The sequence below is a fragment of the Salinivibrio sp. ML323 genome (assembly GCF_001995745.1).
Lineage (GTDB): Bacteria > Pseudomonadota > Gammaproteobacteria > Enterobacterales > Vibrionaceae > Salinivibrio > Salinivibrio kushneri.
Genome location: NZ_MUES01000014.1, coordinates 23,514 through 41,132 on the forward strand (window position 1 = coordinate 23,514; position 17,619 = coordinate 41,132).

Genomic DNA, 17,619 nt, shown 5'->3' on the forward strand with positions numbered 1-17,619 from the left:
AGCCTCGTCATACGGCGTCAGTACGATAGGTAACCACTTACGCATCAGGCGACATCAAGGATGCTCGGATCGCCGCCACGATGGTGGCGATTTTGTTTTCATACGCTTGCTCCGTTAGCCAATGACTGACATCCGCCCAGCCATCACCGTCCAGGTGGGCGAGCTCATCAAGGTCAATATGTCCATCAACCGGATTAAAGTGCCCTGCCACTTTAACGATGCCAACATCGGTTTCTAAACGGGGTAACGAAAAAGGGGTCATGATTTTCCTCGCTGTTGTAGTAACGCACGCAACTTGAGCGGCTTTACCGGTTTGGAGAGATACATAAAGCCTAGTCCAGTCACGGTCTGTTGTGTCTCGGCACTGCGGTCAGCACTGATGATCACTCCCTGAAAGCAACACCCTAGTTTTAATTGGCATTGTTGAAGCACTTGCAGCCCGGTTTGCTGGTTCGCCAAATGGTAATCGCTCAGTACAAACTCAGGCTGCCATTGGTCACCGATCGTCTTGATCGCGCCACTCACATCGGGGGCGCAGCGAACGTCGCATCCCCACCGTGATAAAAGCTGCGCCATTCCATCTAAGATCTCTTGCTCATTGTCTACACATAAGACACGGCAACCTTCGAGCTCTCGCGCCGAAGCGGTGGTAGGCAACACCGGGCTTGACTCAATCTTTTCCGCTTGGCTCGCATTCACTGTCATTGAGAACACCGTGCCCCGACCCGGCCAGGACTGCAATGCCAGAGGCTGAGAGAGGATTTGGCTAATGCCCTTCGCGATCGCCAACCCTAAGCCCAGCCCCTGCTCGGCCCCTTCGCGGTCAATGCGGGTGAACTCTTGAAAGATATCTTGCTGACGCTCAAGGGGGATCCCATCACCGTCGTCCCATACCTCAATACGGTAGTCTCGCCCTGCCCGTCGCACACCTAACACCACTCGGCCCTCAGGATTGTAGCGAAAGGCATTGGTCAAAAAGTTTTGTAGTACTCGGCGCAGCAAGTTCTTATCAGACTGAACCCAAACCTGGCTGGTCACAACGCGAAAGTCCAACCCTTGGCGACGCGCTAACACCCCAAATTCCGCTTCAAGCGCATCAAAGACTTCACACAATGGAAAGGATTCAATCCGTGCTTTCATTTTGCCCGACTCCAGGCGCGAGATATCGAGCAAGTCACCAATCAACACTTCCGCACTTTCTAGTGCGCTCTCTATATGCTGAGCAACGGCTTCGGTCTCTCGATTGGCCGCCATTTCACTGAGTGATGAAGCAAACAAACGTGCTGCGTTAAGTGGCTGCATCAAGTCGTGACTGACAGCGGCTAAAAAGCGACTCTTCGACTGTGAGGCCGATTCGGCCTTGCGGGTAGCATCAATCAACTGGCTATTCAGTCGCTCCAATTCCCGCGTTCGCGCTGTCACCCGCGCTTCAAGGGTTTCATTAGACTGCTTGAGCGCCGCTTCCGCATCCCGAAACGCGGTAATATCGGTGAAGGTCATGACAAACCCCCCGCCTGGCATCGGATTGCCCTGCAACTCAATCACCCGTCCGTCTGGATGCACACGCGAAGAGGTATGCGGCTTTCGTCGTGTTAAGTGCAGCACCCGCTTGCTGACATGTTCTTCCGGATCACCCGGCCCACAGAGTCCGCGCTGGGCATTGAATCGAATTAAGTCCGCGACCGGTCGCCCGACCTGGATAAGCCCGGGTGGAAACTGAAACATATCAATGTAGCGCTGATTCCATGCCACCAGCCGCAGTTGCTTATCCACCACAGAGATCCCTTGATTGATATGCTCAATCGCCCCTTGCAGTAATCCCCGCGAGAAATCGAACAACTCAGAGGCTTCATCAACAATGGTGGCAATTTCTTCCAATTGCATGTTGCGCCCCTGCAAGGCTGATGAAAGGACTAAGCGTGCCGATGACGAGCCAAATACCCCAGCCAACACCCGCTCGGTATGACGGATCAGCGGTGCGCTGGCTTGTTGCTGGGGCATCAGCTCTTCACCACGCTGCTCGGCAAATTGGCTAAACGCCTGACGCATACGCCGACGGCCAACAAAGCGTGCCGCGAGCATTTCCAGCTCCGCCACGGTGACTCGGCTTTGATACAAGCGCGCGTCATCGTTTTCCGGCAGTGGCATGCCAACAAACGCAGCAGCCTGTAAACGCTCACTGAGTGAGGGGCGCGTGAGTAAAGACACCACCACAAAGCCCAGGGCATTCATTAACACACTGAAGGCCAGCCCCCAATCCACGGTATTGAGGAGAGTAAAAGGTGCAAAGTTGGGAGGGGTAATAAGCCAAATCAATAGATTAGATTGCCCATCCCCTGCCAGCATGCCGGTTTGAGTCATCATGGTCACCAGCCATAGTGAAAACCCTATCAGTAAGCCCGCATAAACGCCTTTTTTGTTGCCTTGACGCCAGTACAAGGCACCAATCATCGCAGGGGCAAACTGCGCGATGGCCGCGAAGGAGAGAAAGCCGATTTCCGACAACGTGGGCACAGTAAGGATGAGATGATAGAAGCCCCACGCTGCAATTAAGATCAAAAAGATCAGCGCACGGCGAACATTGAGTAACAGCCCAGAGAACTGCGCAAAGTTACGTGATTTCAGTTTCATGCGCCGCAACAACAGGGGCATCACCAAGTCATTGGATACCATGATCGCCAGCGCAATGGTGGAAACAATCACCATCCCGCTGGCAGCCGATGCCCCACCCATAAACGCTAGTAGCGCCACTCCCTCAGCTCCTACCGATAGCGGCAACCGAATCACGTGAGTATCGGCAGGCGCCCCAGGTAACAACGCTTGCCCCGCGTAGGCGAGCGGCAGGACAAAAATCAACATCAGCAACAAGTAGGTCGGGAAGACTTTACGCGCGGTATTCAAATCACTCGCGCGCGTGTTCTCCACCACCATGGTGTGAAACTGGCGCGGCAAGCAAATGATCGCCGCGCCCGTCAAAAACGTGTGGATGATTAAGCTACCCACATCCGGGCGACCAATCACGCCAGAGTCCTCCAAACTCACAGGCAGGCTCGGCGCTTGAAATAACAGCCACACCACAAAGATCCCCACCCCAAGAAATGCGACCAGCTTGACGATCGACTCGAACGCGACTGCCATCATCATCCCTCGGTGGTGCTCCGTACTGTCGATATGCCGCGTACCAAATAACACGGTAAATACGGCCAAGGAGATACACACAAGCCAGGCGATTTGGGGTTGAGCCAAGCCAACGCTTTGCCCTAGCTCTGGGGAAAGCACATCAAGTCCCATGGCGATCCCGCGCAGTTGCAACGCGATATAAGGCAGCACGCCCACCACGGCAATCAAGGTCACCATCACCGCTAAGCCCTGCGATTTGCCATATCGCGCCGCGATAAAGTCGGCAATAGAGGTAATGTGCTCGCGCTTGGCGATCAAAATCATGCGGGCAAGAAAACGCCACCCAAGGGTAAACACCAGAATAGGGGCAAGATAAATCGGAAGAAATGACCATGGCGAGCTGGACGCTTGCCCAACTGTGCCGAAAAAGGTCCAAGAGGTGCAATACACCGCAATAGAAAGGCTATAAATCCATGGACGCCATGAGCGTAACCAGCGCGGCTGACGATCACCATACCAAGCAATCGCAAACAGTGCGCCCATATAAAGCAGTGAAACAGAGACAATTACCCAGCCTTGTGTCATGGCTCCCTTCCTGACGCAATCCTTTGCCGAATCCTTGAGCTGGGTGTAACACGGTATCGGCGCCCACTCAATCGTCTCGTATTCGCTTTGTGGGCACCCTAGCTAACTTTACTGCAAGCCTAAACATGGTCTATTACAGTTTAGGTCTGCCTATGCCACCTTAGCTTGCTTGGCACGCCAAAATGCCGGTTCACGCAGCGGTAAAACAAAAACAGGCAGCGCGAGCAGTGCCATGGTATAGAAAGTGCCAGAGGGCGATACCGCATAAATCCACCCGCTTGCCGTGGTCAGCGCCGCCACCACTGCGCCCATTGGCAACGCATTGTACGCCGCTTGTGTGGCCACCAATCGCGCCCCACACTCGCGCTGAATATACTGCATCGCGCCCAAGTGCGCGCCGGCAAACGTAATGCCGTGGAGCAGTTGCACCAGGATCACTGGCACCGCGGCGGTCGTCGTCCCTGTGATCCCCCAACGCAGCAATACACCCACAGCCGCCAATTGGAACAAGGCTTTGGATGACCAGCCATTAAAAAGCCGCGCGCCTAAGGCAAAGACGGCTACTTCCGCCACCACCCCGAGGCTCCACAAATAGCCGACAATGCTCTCGCTATATCCAGCCTGCTTCCAGTAGATCGCACTAAAACTGTAATACGCTGCGTGGCTGCCTTGCAGTAGGGAGGCGATTAACAAGAACACGATCACCTGACGGTCGCGAAAAAGCTGACGCATCGAGACTTTGCTATTGGTCATATCGCGCTCGCTTTGTGGCATCAATGTCGGCCGACGCAACGTCAGCAACAAACAGGCAGACAAGCCGCCAATTGCAACCCAAGGAATAATCGCCGCCGATTGCTCGGTCACCAGCCACCCGGTCAAACTCGACCCAACAATAAAGGCGATCGATCCCCAAAGACGGGTTCGACCGTAGTCGATAACTTTATGGCGCGCATAATAGTTGGCAAGCGCATCTGACAGCGGGACGGAGGGCCCAATGGCAAGATTAAACAACACAGTCACCAAAGCAAGCCACCACACATTGGCTCCCATTAAGGGGTGCAATACACACGTCACTAACGCCATGAGCGTCAATGCCCTCAGAGCGGGCAGCAAGGCTTCAACCTGTTGCACACGCGGTGTAAAGACTAAGTTAGCCACACAACGGGTCGCGAAACCGAGTCCTATCAAGGTACCGATCACACCTGAATTTAGGCCTAAGTACTCAAACCATACCGCCCAAAACGGCAGATACACACCATAGGAAAAAAAGAAGCCACCAAAGTATTCTGACAGCCAGCGAAACGGAGAACATTGGGTTACGGTCATCTCATTACTTCACATTAAGATAGATACCCGCTAAGTGTCGCAGCTCTGTGCGAGGAAAAAAAGACACGTGCACCACGAATGTCGACAAATGCGTGGGGGTGGCCAATCCGTATACGTCCTTGGCTAGACTAAAGTCGGCTAGCGAGATCGAAAAGGGTGAGACACACTGTGGATACCACAGTGAGGAGTGCGACTATGCCTGAACCTTTTGACACCTCTCATGCGCCCTTTGACTGCCTAACCGCATCACAAGTCAAACAATGCCGCCAAGCACTCGACGTTGCCTACTTTCGCCGTGGCGACACCCTGATCCAACCCGGTGATACGGGCGAGCAGCTCTTTATCATTATTAAAGGCAGCGTGGAAGAAGTGTCAGAAGACGGTAAGGAAGTATTTTCTCATTATACCACCGACGACTTATTTGACGTGCCAGCGCTGCTTAATGGCACCGCCAAACATCGATACCGTGCGCTAGAAGATACCCTCTGTCATTTATTGCCTGCTGAGGTGTTTCTCGCCATTTATCATCATAATCACGCGTTTCGCGGCTACTTTGATACCAACCTTCAGCGCCGACAAACGCTGATGGTGCAAGCGCGTCAGCAGCAAAACCTCGCCGAGTTTATGCTGACAAGAATTGATGACAGCAATATTCAACCTGCCTTGTGTGTCGCCTCCGACGTCCCCCTGCATGTTGCCACCGCCCAGATGAAAGCCGAGCGCTGCGACTGCGCCTTGGTGGATGATGAAAATGGCGACTGCGGCATTATTACCCGCACCAATTTGCTTCATGCGCTCGTGCTAGAGGGCTACGATCAATCCGTGCCTGTTGGCGAGGTGGCCACACGTCCGGTGATCAGTGTCGAACGCGGCGACTTTCTCTTTCACGCCATGATTAAGATGACACGCCAGCGCGTAAAACGCGTCCGGGTCGTCAGTGAACACGGAAACACAGCAGGGATGCTCGATCTTCCTCAGGTACTGAGCCTCTTTTCCACTCACTCTCACGTACTTAACTTACAGATTGCCCGCGCACAAACCATCGACGAACTGGTGATCGCCGCAAACAGCCAGAGCAAGCTGGTACACACCTTATTTAATAATGGCATTCACACCCGCTTTGTGATGCAGCTTATCGCCACCGTGAATGAGCAAATCATGGAAAAAGCGTTCCGCTTGTTAGTGCCCGAGGCTTACCAAAGCCAGTGCTGCTTGGTGGTAATGGGCTCTGAAGGACGCGGCGAGCAAGTGCTTAAGACCGACCAAGACAACGCCTTGATTCTCGCCGACGATCTCAACTGGCCCGATTGCCAGCAAGTGATGGAGACCTTTTCACATACACTGTATCAACTCGGTTACCCGCCCTGTCCGGGTCACGTGATGGTCAGTAACCCCAAATGGGTGAAAACCGCCACGCAATGGCAGCAAACCGTGCGTAATCTGGCACAAAGTGCCAATCATCAAAGCGTCATGGACTTGGCGATCCTCGCTGACAGCCAGCCGATCGCCGGCGATCTGAGTCTGATTGATGCGATCCAATCCCCCCTCAACGACACCTTGACCGACAATATGTTGACGCTCAACACCTTTGTCCGCCCTGCACTCGCCTTTCGCGTCCCTCTTACCGTGTTTGGCTCGCTCAAAAGCAGTAAAGAAGGGCTAGATATCAAAAAAGGCGGGATTTTCCCCATCGTCCATGGCGTGAGAACCATGAGTTTAGAAAAGGGCGTGCGCCACACCAACACCTTTGAGCGGCTGGAGCAGCTTGCCAACCTAGGGGCACTGGCGGAAGAAACGGCGGAAAACCTCTCCGAGGCCTTGAAGCTGTTTATCCGATTACGTTTAAGGCAACAATTGAGTGGCGAGCCACAAAGCAATTACCTCGACGTGGCTCACCTCCCTTCGAGCGAACGCGACTTGCTACGCCACGGGCTGCATGTGGTGAAAAAGTTTAAAGAGTCACTCGCTTTCCATTATCACGTGAGGGACTAATTTGAACTGGCTGACTCGGCATTGGTACCGTCATCGTCTACGACACTCACCCTATCGGGACTTATTTTTGCCTCCCGACTCAAACACGCTGATTTCACTGGACTGTGAGACCACCAGCTTGGATCCGCATCGTGCAGAGTTGGTTACGATTGCGGCCACCCCGATCAAAGGCAACCGGATCCTCACCAGTCACGCCCTCACCTTGACACTGGCCGCGCCAGAAAGTCTGAGCGCCGGCTCGGTCAGAATTCACCAACTCCGCCACCAAGATCTCACCCATGGAGTCAGTGGGGAACAGGCGATCACTGCGCTGGTCGACTTTATTGGTAACCACCCCTTAGTTGGTTACCATATCCGTTACGATAAATGCATTCTTGATCGTTACGCGCGCCAGTATCTTGGCTTTCCACTGCCCAATCCTCTGATTGAAGTCAGTGATATTTATCAACGCAAACTCGAACGCCTGCTTCCTAATGCCTATCACGACATCAGCATGGAGGCCATTAGTCGTCACCTCGATATCCCTTTGCCGGCCCGGCATGATGCGTTGGATGATGCGCTCGCCGCGGCATTGATTTATGTCCGCCTCACCCAAGGTGAGATGCCCATGCTGCAATCCAAATAACGCATCGAAGCCGCGACTGGCGCACGAACGCAACGACAAAGTGGGATCCAGCCCCCACTATCTGGCCTGACAACTGCGCAAATCGCTTAAAAATCAATGGGGTCATCCTAAAGTCTAATTGTCGGACGACCCGATATGTCACACCTTTACTGCATGGTTTTCGTTTGCCAGGCAGCGGTAACGCCTGACATCTCATGACATGGAAGCGCCGCGTGGAGCATCGCGGACACGAGGAGAAACAGGATGAGCGATAGTCACGTATACCCCGTCATGCCTTCAATTGCACAAAAGGCACACGCGGATGAAGCCAAGTATCAAGCACTCTATCAGCAGTCAGTGAGCGACCCGGAAGGCTTTTGGCGCGAGCACGGGCAAATTCTGGATTGGATGACGCCTTATACCAAAGTCAAACACACCTCGTTTGATACCGGCCATGTGGATATCCGCTGGTTTGAAGATGGTACCTTGAACGTGGCATCCAACTGTATTGACCGTCATCTTAAAGACAAAGGCGATCAGGTTGCCTTAATTTGGGAAGGCGACGATCCAAAGGACGATGCCACGCTCACTTATCACCAACTCCACCAGCAAGTATGCCAATTTGCCAATGTCTTAAAAGACAACGGTGTCAGAAAAGGCGATGTGGTGTGTCTGTACATGCCAATGGTGATGGAAGCGGCGGTGGCGATGCTGGCCTGTGCCCGTATTGGTGCCGTGCATACCGTGGTGTTTGGCGGCTTTTCTCCCGAAGCACTGGCAGGCCGGATTATTGACTCCAATGCCAAGGTAGTGGTGACCGCCGATGAAGGAATACGTGGTGGCCGTGCGGTGCCCCTGAAGAAAAACGTCGATGATGCCCTCGCCAATCCCAATGTGAAGTCGATTGAAAAAGTGGTGGTCTACCAACGCACCGGCGGCGATATTGACTGGCACAATCATCGTGATGTCTGGTGGCACGAGGCCACTGCGAAGGTGTCTGATAACTGCCCTGCTGAAGAGATGAAAGCCGAAGATCCTTTGTTTATTCTCTATACATCTGGCTCCACAGGCACGCCAAAAGGGGTACTGCATACGACCGGTGGCTATCTGGTGTATGCGGCGATGACCTTTAAGTATGTCTTCGACTATCAAGAGGGAGACGTGTTCTGGTGTACCGCGGATGTTGGTTGGATCACCGGCCACAGCTACTTGGTATACGGGCCGCTGGCCAACGGCGCGAAAACAATCTTATTTGAAGGCGTCCCCACTTATCCAAGCACCGCACGAATGAGTGAAGTCGTCGATAAGCACCAAGTGAATATTCTTTACACCGCGCCGACCGCCATCCGTGCATTGATGGCCAAAGGCAATGAAGCCGTCGCTGGCACCCAACGCGACTCACTGCGGATCATGGGCTCGGTGGGTGAACCTATTAACCCAGAGGCGTGGGAGTGGTATCACAGCACCATTGGCAACCAAGCTTGTCCGATTGTCGACACCTGGTGGCAAACGGAAACCGGTGGGATCTTGATCACCCCACTGCCCGGTGCCACCGCACTGAAACCGGGCTCTGCAACGCGTCCTTTCTTTGGCGTACAGCCGGCCTTGGTGGATAACATGGGCCATATACTCGAGGGCGCCACCGAGGGTAACCTCGTGATGCTCGACTCGTGGCCAGGACAGATGCGTACCGTCTTTGGCGATCACGACCGCTTCGAGCAAACTTATTTCTCCACCTTTAAAGGCATGTACTTTACCGGTGACGGGGCGCGTCGTGATGAAGACGGCTATTACTGGATCACCGGGCGCGTCGATGATGTCCTCAATATCTCGGGTCACCGAATGGGTACCGCCGAAGTCGAATCCGCGCTCGTCGCATTCGATAAAATTGCCGAAGCCGCGATTGTTGGTGTGCCACACGATATCAAAGGCCAAGCGATCTATGCCTATATCACCCTTAATGCCGGTGAAGTGCCCAGTGCCGAACTCCACAAGGAAGTCAAAGAGTGGGTGCGCAAAGAAATTGGCCCAATTGCGACGCCCGACTTCATCCACTGGACGGATGCACTGCCTAAAACCCGTTCAGGCAAAATCATGCGTCGTATTCTGCGCAAAATCGCCACCGGTGATACCGGTAGTCTGGGCGATACCTCGACATTGGCCGATCCCAGTGTGGTGGATAAGCTTATCGCAGAAAAAGAAAGTGTGGTCTAACCCTCACGAAAGATTGCTTAGCAACCTTTGCCGCCTGCGGGCGGCTTTTTTGATCCCCAGCACACGGGAAACGGAACTCTTTCCCTCCCTCGCAATCACACAAAAAGTAGGGGCATGAGGGGTCACCTCGCGTCAAACCGCCCGTCACTCACCATTTTTTGATAGCAAAAGGACAAAGTGTGCTGATTAGACCAGTATTTTGCTGCGATTTGCGCTGAAGTCTCTATAATTGCTGTCAGTAAGGACAAATTTGCATGGTATGCGCCGTCATAACATGCCCACCGGCTGGAATCCGCATTAAGCTGCACAATAACAGCGAATAGGAGAAGTAAGCGTCAAGATGTCTACAAAAAACCAAGTTTTAGTTTTAAATGGCCCAAACCTCAATTTGCTTGGCAAGCGTGAGCCCGAGCATTACGGCGCCCAGACCCTTAGCCAAATCATGGCGGGTTTAGAGGCACAAGCCGCTACCTTGAGTCTCAGTCTTGAACACTTTCAATCCAATAGCGAAGCTAGCCTCATCGATAAAGTCCACCAAGCCATGGAGACCGTGGACTTTATCATTATCAACCCAGCAGCGCTGACCCATACCTCTGTCGCCCTGCGTGACGCCCTATTAGGGGTCGACATCCCTTTTATCGAAGTGCACTTGTCGAATGTCTACGCACGTGAGTCCTTCCGGCATCACTCGTACTTTTCGGATAAAGCCGTCGGGGTGCTCAGCGGCTTTGGTGCTGATGGTTATGAATTCGCCTTAACAGCGGCCGCGCGTCATTTGGCGTTTGCGGCTGAGTAAAACAAAACATAAAGAAGAGACCTATCATGGATATCCGTAAGATTAAGAAACTGATCGAGCTTGTTGAAGAGTCAGGCATCTCTGAGCTAGAGATTGCCGAAGGCGAAGAGTCAGTTCGTATCAGCCGCTCTTCCCCAGCGGCGCCTGCGCAAATGGCTGCGCCACAATACGCACCGGCACCCGCACCGGCACCCGCCGCGCCTGAAGCACCTGCCGCCGAACCTGCAAGCGCACCGCAACCGAGCGGGCATCAAGTGCTTTCACCGATGGTCGGTACCTTCTATCGTGCACCAAGCCCAGAATCGGCCGCATTTGTCGAAGTCGGTAGCCACGTGCAAGAAGGCGACGCCTTGTGTATTGTCGAAGCGATGAAGATGATGAACCAAATCCAAGCCGACAAGAGCGGTGTGGTCAAAGCGATTCTCTGTGAAGACGGTCAGCCCGTTGAATTCGACGAACCACTCGTGATCATCGAATAAGCGAGGGCGCATGTTAGATAAAATTGTAATTGCTAACCGCGGTGAAATTGCATTGCGCATTTTGCGTGCGTGCAAAGAGCTGGGGATTAAAACCGTCGCGGTGCACTCGACCGCTGACCGCGATCTTAAACACGTGTTGCTCGCCGATGAAACCGTCTGTATCGGCCCTGCACCGAGTAACCAAAGCTATCTGAATATTCCTCGCATCATCAGCGCCGCTGAAATTACCGGCGCGGTGGCCATTCACCCCGGTTACGGCTTCCTATCCGAAAACGCTGATTTTGCCGAGCAGGTTGAGCGTTCAGGGTTTGTCTTTGTCGGCCCCAAAGCCGAAACCATCCGCCTGATGGGCGATAAGGTATCGGCGATTGAAGCGATGAAGAAAGCAGGGGTGCCCTGTGTCCCGGGTTCAGATGGCCCGCTGGGTAGCGATCAGGAAAAAAACAAAACCATTGCCAAACGTATTGGCTATCCGGTGATCATCAAAGCATCCGGTGGCGGCGGTGGCCGGGGGATGCGCGTGGTGCGCTCTGAAGCAGAGCTTATCGATGCGATTGCCATGACCCGCGCCGAAGCCAAATCTGCATTTAGCAACGACATGGTTTACATGGAAAAATTCCTTGAGAACCCTCGTCATGTTGAAGTGCAAGTCTTGGCCGACGGTCAAGGCGGGGCGATTCACCTGGGTGAACGCGATTGCTCAATGCAGCGCCGTCACCAAAAAGTGGTTGAAGAAGCGCCAGCACCAGGTATCACTGCTGAAATGCGTAAATTCATTGGCGAGCGCTGCTGCCGCGCATGTGTTGAGATTGGTTATCGCGGCGCAGGTACCTTTGAGTTCTTATATGAAAACGGCGAGTTCTACTTTATTGAAATGAACACTCGCATCCAGGTCGAACATCCTGTTACCGAAATGGTGACTGGCGTCGACTTAGTCAAAGAACAACTCCGCATTGCGGCGGGTCAGCCACTGTCGTTCACCCAAGACGACATCCAAATTCGCGGCCACGCGGTGGAATGCCGGATCAACGCTGAAGATCCAGAGCGCTTTATCCCGAGCCCAGGCAAAATTGAACGCTTCCACTCACCAGGCGGAATGGGCGTGCGTTGGGAGTCACACGTGTACGCGGGCTATCAGGTTCCGCCCCATTATGACTCCATGGTTGGCAAGCTTATCTGTTACGGCGAGAACCGTGACGTCGCGATTGCGCGTATGCGGAATGCCCTCGCGGAAACCGTGATTGATGGGATTAAAACCAATATTCCTCTCCAGCTCGATATTATGAATGACGAGCACTTCCAACACGGCGGTGCCAACATTCATTATCTCGAGAAGAAACTCGGCTTGTCGTAATCATGCCGCTGGCCATCATCGAGGCCATGCCATCAACGTTAGCAACCAAACCGCCGTTAATCGGCGGTTTTTTGCATAAAACCCGCGCTAACTGGCAAAAAATCCCACCCACCCTCAATGCTCATCATGCTGTCATCATCTTGTGCAGCGAGCACAGTACGGATCTGGTAAAATCGCCGTATTCCTTTTCCGACACGAGACTCACCATGCCTTGGATCCAACTCAAATTGAATGCGACGTCTGATAACGCCGAAGCGATTGGCGACCTGCTAATGGAAGAAACCGGCGCGCTGTCTGTCACCTTCTTAGACGCGAAAGACACACCGGTTTTTGAGCCCTTACCCGGTGAAACCCGCTTATGGGGCGAGACAGATATCATGGCCTTGTATGATGCGCACACTGACATGAGTGATGTATTGGCCATGATCAGCACCAGCCCACTGCTCGCTGATGACTTTGCCCATAAAGTAGAGCAACTGGAAGACAAAGACTGGACGCGCGCATGGATGGATAACTTTAAGCCCATTCAATGTGGCCAGCGACTTTGGATCTGTCCAACCTGGTGTGAAGTGCCTGATGATAAAGCTGTGAACGTGATGCTCGACCCGGGCCTCGCCTTTGGCACCGGCTCACACCCAACCACCGCACTGTGCTTGGAATGGCTTGATAGCCTAGATCTAAGTGGCAAAACCGTGGTCGATTTTGGCTGTGGATCCGGCATTCTCGCGATTGCGGCGATTAAACTGGGTGCCGAGCGTGTGATTGGTATTGATATTGACCCACAAGCGCTGTTGGCATCAAAAGACAACGCCGAGCGCAATGGTGTCGCCGACCAACTTCACCTCTATCTTCCTAAGGACCAACCGGCCGATCTCAAAGCCGATGTGGTGGTTGCTAACATTCTTGCCGGACCGTTGCGTGAATTATCGAGTGTCATCAAAGGCCTGATCAAACCCGGCGGTCAGCTAGCGATGTCTGGCGTGCTAGAAACTCAAGCGGATGATGTGGCGAACCATTACCGTGACAGTCTCACTATCGACCCGATTGTCGAGCGCGAAGAGTGGTGCCGCATAAGCGGGGATTTACCTGCTTAAACAGCTCATTGGCACCCATAAAGCCTGACACACTCGCCACGCCAGTGCATCAGGCTTATTTAATGAGCATACCGAACTGCTTGATTAATCAGCGAAACGCCATCGATACAAAAAGAACTGTAAAAATCAAGCCATCAATGCTCAAATATTGTCCTTTTCAGATACTGAAAAAATGCGTAAAATGCGCGCCCTTGCTGACTCAGAGCGGCTGAAGAGGATTTAGAGCTTTTGCGTATCGGACCCTACACCCTGGATGTCCCCTTGATCGTGGCCCCAATGGCCGGCGTGACAGATAGACCATTTCGTGAGTTATGCCTTGCACATGGTGCGGGCATGGCGATCAGTGAAATGATGTCGTCGAATCCGGCGTTGTGGCGAACGAGCAAGTCGCAAAAGCGCATGGTTCATATTGACGAATCCGGTCTGCGTTCAGTGCAAATCGCGGGAGCTGAACCCGAGCTTATGGCTGACGCGGCGCAGTTTTGTGTGGAGAACGGGGCGCAAATTATTGACATCAACATGGGTTGTCCAATGAAAAAGGTCAACAAAAAGTTAGCAGGCTCTGCCTTGCTAACGCGGCCTGATCTCATTGAACAAATCCTCAAAGCCACGGTAAACGCGGTGGATGTTCCCGTGACACTCAAAACACGTACAGGCTGGGATCCGGACAATAAGAATTGTGTTGAGATCGCCCGGATGGCGGAAGATTGTGGCATCCAAGCCCTTGCACTACATGGCCGCACGCGTGCCTGTATGTACAAAGGTGAAGCAGAATACGACAGCATTAAGGCTGCCAAGGCAGCGGTATCCATTCCGGTGATTGCCAATGGCGACATTGACTCACCAGAAAAAGCCCAGTATGTCCTCGACTACACGGGTGCGGATGCGGTAATGATTGGTCGCCCTGCTCAGGGACGCCCGTGGATTTTTCGCGAAATCCACCACTATCTCACCACAGGTGAGCACTTGCCTGCCCCTTCGTTAGAAGAGGTTAGGACGATTTTGTTGGGTCATGTTCAAGAGCTTCATCAGTTTTATGGGGAGCTCAAAGGGTTACGTATTGCCCGTAAACACGTGGGCTGGTACCTAAAAGAGCATGACCAAATTGGCGACTTTCGCCGCACCTTCAACGCAATCGAAGATGCACCACAGCAGATCGATGCGCTGCAAGGCTACTTCGACAACGTTGCATAAATACGAGAAGAGCTGACAGAATATGTTCGAACAAAACCTGACTTCCGAAACATTGACAGTAACGACTGTAACTTCACAAGATCAAATTACGCAAAAGCCACTTCGTGACTCTGTAAAAGCGTCCTTGAAGAACTACCTCGCGCAATTGAATGGCCAGGAAGTCAACGATCTGTATGAGCTTGTCCTCGCAGAAGTTGAGCAGCCACTGCTGGATACCATCATGCAATACACGCGCGGCAACCAAACCCGTGCAGCCACCATGATGGGCATCAACCGCGGTACATTGCGTAAGAAACTGAAAAAATACGGCATGAACTGATTGCCAAGACACAAGCTACCGATTTAAAAGCCGCGCCTTCTTTCTTGGTGCGGCTTTTTTATCACACGAAAAACCATGATTCTCTCTAACTTGCTAGCAGTTCGAATACACACTCTGCTCCAAGGATAAACAATCTGTACGAGTTATTGCACAAACTTTCACACAAGAATACGCATCAGTTATTGGCGAAAAGAGCGACACTCGATAACCTAAGGCTCAAGCCCACCTACGAATAGGCTGTACTTTAAAAGTTTAACAGACCGAAAATTGTCTTTGCCTCGGTTAGCTGAACAACAAAACCGATGCCACAGAGTATATCAGTCAGTTCAAAAAGCTTACCGCTACAGTGTTTGTATGAGGAGCCATGGAAGAGTTAACACTGAATAACCAAGAAGATGTCCAATCACTGCAAGAAAGCGCTGAAGTAGAGTGCAAACTCGCGGGAGGCCGAGACGGTAAAGGTGCTGTCCCGAATGATATGTGGGAAACCTACAGCGCGTTCGCTAACACCCGTGGTGGCGTCATTCTGCTTGGCATCAAAGAAAAACGCGGTCAATTTATCCTTGAAGGCATCGCAAACCCTGGCCCATTAGTTAAGAACATCGTTGATACCGTCAATAATCCCAACAAGGTTAGTTGTAACTTGCTCAGTGAGCGGGACGTGCACGTTGAGGTTATCGATGGAAAGTCTATTGTTTGCATTAACGTGGCGAGAGCCCCGCGTAAAGAGCGCCCAGTTTACATCAATGGCAACCCGCTCATGGGAAGTTTTGTACGTCTTTACGAAGCCGACCAGAAGTGTTCTTCAGATACCGTTAAACAAATGATGGCGGAGCAAGAGAATGAGCGTGACCAAAGAGTTTTAGAACACTTCACCATTGATGACATAGAGCTTGAGAGCTTACGTGTTTATCGACAAATGTTTAAAGACGTGAAACCTCAGCACCCTTATTTAGAACTCTCAGACCAAGAGTTTTTACGCTCTATTCGTGCTTGGCGACGAGATCGCACGTCTGGCACTGAAGGGTTAACTTTAGCGGGGCTAGTGATGTTTGGACGCTGGGACGCGCTACAAGATGCCTTCCCGGCATACTCTCTCGACTACCAAGAAAAAGACGATAGTTCTCATCGCTGGATTGACCGTCTTTATACTGATGGTTCTTGGTCAGGCAATGCCTTTGATTTCTACCGCAAGGTTTATCGTAAGCTCACCGCCGATTTAAAAGTTGGCTTTCAGCTTAGTGATGGGCAACGCCTTGATACATCTCCGGCACACGAAGCCATTCGAGAAGCCTTGGTCAACACGCTCGCGCACGCTAACTTTAACTCTGAAGACAATATCCTGATCGAAAAGCATCCAGATTTTATTGGGTTTCGTAATCCTGGCTTAATGAGAATTCCTGTTCAAGAAGCAATTGCTGGTGGGAACAGCCAATGCCGCAACCCGGCCATTCATCAAATGTTTTTGAATATTGGGCTGAGTGAAAAAGCAGGGTCCGGCATTCCTAAAATTTACAGTAACTGCCGCAGCCAAAACTGGCAGCCGCCGCACCTCTATGAAAAATACGAACTCGACCAAACTCTGCTTGAACTGCGGATGGTCAATATACTATCACCGGAGCTCCATCAGCAGCTCGTAGACCTTTTTGGTGAAAACTACAAACAATTGAGTGAGCTTAAACGCACAATACTGGTCACGGCTGTTACTGAATCTTGGTTTAATCATGAGCGTATATGTTCTCTCACGTCTGAACACACCCGTGAGGTAACCTTGGCCCTCAGTCAATTGGTCTCAGCTGGGTATTTAGAATCAGCAGGAAAACATAAAGGCAAAATCTATCATCTGAAAGGGATTGAAGTGCCAACCCCAGACAACGATGCAGGCAAGAGCATTAGCTTTGTCGCTTCTCCTAGTGCTACGCAGCTGTCTCTGTTTGGTGGAGAAGGCGAAGTGCCGGACTTGCACTCTCAAGATCCGGACCTAACTCCGGACCTAACTCCGGACCTAACTCCGGACCAACACGGCAAATTTGATCAACAAGCGCAAAGTCTATGGGCTGAACTCAAAAAGATAGCAAATCCAGTCGCTAAACTCACTGGCAGGAAGAAGTCTAAGGCGACCGTTGAGCAAGCTCTCATTGCGTTATGCCAAGCTGCTGAGCCTCAGTGCCTGAAGCTCGCAGACATCGCCAACTTACTCGATATGAAACCAGACACGCTCAGAAAAAACTACCTAAGTCAGATGGTAAAACAGCAACAACTTTACTTAGTCTACCCGACGATCCCAAACCATCCAGAGCAAGGCTATACCACGAAAAACAATATCAAGCAGGAAGGCAAGTGAGAACAATGGTTTATCAATCAGAACAGTTGCTAGAAGATAATCTGAGCGCGTAATTTATAGCGCTTGGTTCCCCGTGTCGTTGTTGATTTACATTACAAGCAAGAATATGACCGACAGCATGATATCGGGCCGAGGAAACGCACTTGCGTGCAAGCTATCTTCGAATACAAGTGGTTAGATCAACCCCATACCAAGAGG

The 17,619-nt window shown here is 52.1% G+C and carries 13 protein-coding genes; 10 read left to right on the plus strand and 3 right to left on the minus strand.

The genetic code is table 11. The features are described 5' to 3' along the window. Positions 1-37: 37 nt before the first annotated feature. The 3 genes from BZG13_RS09810 to BZG13_RS09820 all read right to left on the minus strand — a co-directional run bounded on the left by BZG13_RS09810 (position 38) and on the right by BZG13_RS09820 (position 5,031). Positions 38-262, minus strand: a complete 225-nt coding sequence (locus tag BZG13_RS09810) for a hypothetical protein (protein WP_069361528.1) — start codon at positions 260-262, stop codon at positions 38-40. After that, positions 259-3,705 (minus strand): PAS domain-containing hybrid sensor histidine kinase/response regulator, encoded by a 3,447-nt coding sequence (locus BZG13_RS09815; RefSeq protein WP_077486488.1) that lies wholly within the window; start codon positions 3,703-3,705, stop codon positions 259-261. The genes BZG13_RS09810 and BZG13_RS09815 overlap by 4 nt, the downstream gene beginning before the upstream one ends. Before the next feature lie 150 nt (positions 3,706-3,855). Further along, positions 3,856-5,031, minus strand: coding sequence for a 3-phenylpropionate MFS transporter (locus BZG13_RS09820; RefSeq protein WP_077486489.1), 1,176 nt, complete (start codon positions 5,029-5,031; stop codon positions 3,856-3,858). Between the two features lie 195 nt (positions 5,032-5,226). On the opposite strand from BZG13_RS09820, the gene BZG13_RS09825 reads away from it, so the two are divergent. The 10 genes from BZG13_RS09825 to BZG13_RS09870 all read left to right on the plus strand — a co-directional run bounded on the left by BZG13_RS09825 (position 5,227) and on the right by BZG13_RS09870 (position 17,421). Then, positions 5,227-7,023: a DUF294 nucleotidyltransferase-like domain-containing protein gene (locus BZG13_RS09825; protein ID WP_077486490.1), complete on the plus strand. Its 1,797-nt coding sequence runs from the start codon at positions 5,227-5,229 to the stop codon at positions 7,021-7,023. Position 7,024: 1 nt separating this feature from the next. Then, a complete protein-coding gene (locus BZG13_RS09830) occupies positions 7,025-7,648 on the plus strand; it encodes a 3'-5' exonuclease (RefSeq protein ID WP_077486491.1) in 624 nt (207 codons plus the stop codon). A gap of 243 nt (positions 7,649-7,891) precedes the next feature. Continuing rightward, positions 7,892-9,841, plus strand: coding sequence for an acetate--CoA ligase (acs, locus tag BZG13_RS09835; protein WP_077486492.1), 1,950 nt, complete (start codon positions 7,892-7,894; stop codon positions 9,839-9,841). Positions 9,842-10,181: 340 nt separating this feature from the next. Beyond that, a complete protein-coding gene (gene aroQ, locus BZG13_RS09840) occupies positions 10,182-10,637 on the plus strand; it encodes a type II 3-dehydroquinate dehydratase (RefSeq protein ID WP_077486493.1) in 456 nt (151 codons plus the stop codon). Between the two features lie 26 nt (positions 10,638-10,663). Further along, on the plus strand, positions 10,664-11,116 hold the full coding sequence (gene accB / locus BZG13_RS09845) for an acetyl-CoA carboxylase biotin carboxyl carrier protein (RefSeq protein WP_069361535.1): 453 nt from the start codon (positions 10,664-10,666) through the stop codon (positions 11,114-11,116). Between the two features lie 10 nt (positions 11,117-11,126). Next, positions 11,127-12,470, plus strand: coding sequence for an acetyl-CoA carboxylase biotin carboxylase subunit (gene accC / locus BZG13_RS09850; RefSeq protein WP_069361536.1), 1,344 nt, complete (start codon positions 11,127-11,129; stop codon positions 12,468-12,470). 206 nt (positions 12,471-12,676) lie between these two features. Then, complete coding sequence (gene prmA, locus BZG13_RS09855) at positions 12,677-13,564, plus strand: 50S ribosomal protein L11 methyltransferase (protein ID WP_077486508.1); 888 nt, start codon at positions 12,677-12,679, stop codon at positions 13,562-13,564. 228 nt (positions 13,565-13,792) lie between these two features. Next, complete coding sequence (gene dusB / locus BZG13_RS09860) at positions 13,793-14,758, plus strand: tRNA dihydrouridine synthase DusB (protein WP_069361537.1); 966 nt, start codon at positions 13,793-13,795, stop codon at positions 14,756-14,758. Between the two features lie 22 nt (positions 14,759-14,780). Next, on the plus strand, positions 14,781-15,077 hold the full coding sequence (fis, locus tag BZG13_RS09865) for a DNA-binding transcriptional regulator Fis (RefSeq protein ID WP_021024113.1): 297 nt from the start codon (positions 14,781-14,783) through the stop codon (positions 15,075-15,077). 364 nt (positions 15,078-15,441) lie between these two features. Continuing rightward, entirely contained in the window at positions 15,442-17,421 is a 1,980-nt protein-coding gene (locus BZG13_RS09870) for an ATP-binding protein (RefSeq protein ID WP_077486494.1), read from the plus strand. Positions 17,422-17,619: the final 198 nt, after the last annotated feature.

Bases quoted from the DNA above. Each gene is read 5' to 3' on its own strand.
- BZG13_RS09820 (WP_077486489.1), bottom strand. From the start codon at position 5,031: ATGACCGTAACCCAATGTTCTCCGTTTCGCTGGCTGTCAGAATACTTT.
- BZG13_RS09810 (WP_069361528.1), bottom strand. From the start codon at position 262: ATGACCCCTTTTTCGTTACCCCGTTTAGAAACCGATGTTGGCATCGTT.
- acs (WP_077486492.1), top strand. From the start codon at position 7,892: ATGAGCGATAGTCACGTATACCCCGTCATGCCTTCAATTGCACAAAAG.
- aroQ (WP_077486493.1), top strand. From the start codon at position 10,182: ATGTCTACAAAAAACCAAGTTTTAGTTTTAAATGGCCCAAACCTCAAT.
- BZG13_RS09870 (WP_077486494.1), top strand. From the start codon at position 15,442: ATGGAAGAGTTAACACTGAATAACCAAGAAGATGTCCAATCACTGCAA.
- BZG13_RS09815 (WP_077486488.1), bottom strand. From the start codon at position 3,705: ATGACACAAGGCTGGGTAATTGTCTCTGTTTCACTGCTTTATATGGGC.
- accC (WP_069361536.1), top strand. From the start codon at position 11,127: ATGTTAGATAAAATTGTAATTGCTAACCGCGGTGAAATTGCATTGCGC.
- BZG13_RS09825 (WP_077486490.1), top strand. From the start codon at position 5,227: ATGCCTGAACCTTTTGACACCTCTCATGCGCCCTTTGACTGCCTAACC.
- accB (WP_069361535.1), top strand. From the start codon at position 10,664: ATGGATATCCGTAAGATTAAGAAACTGATCGAGCTTGTTGAAGAGTCA.
- fis (WP_021024113.1), top strand. From the start codon at position 14,781: ATGTTCGAACAAAACCTGACTTCCGAAACATTGACAGTAACGACTGTA.
- prmA (WP_077486508.1), top strand. From the start codon at position 12,677: ATGCCTTGGATCCAACTCAAATTGAATGCGACGTCTGATAACGCCGAA.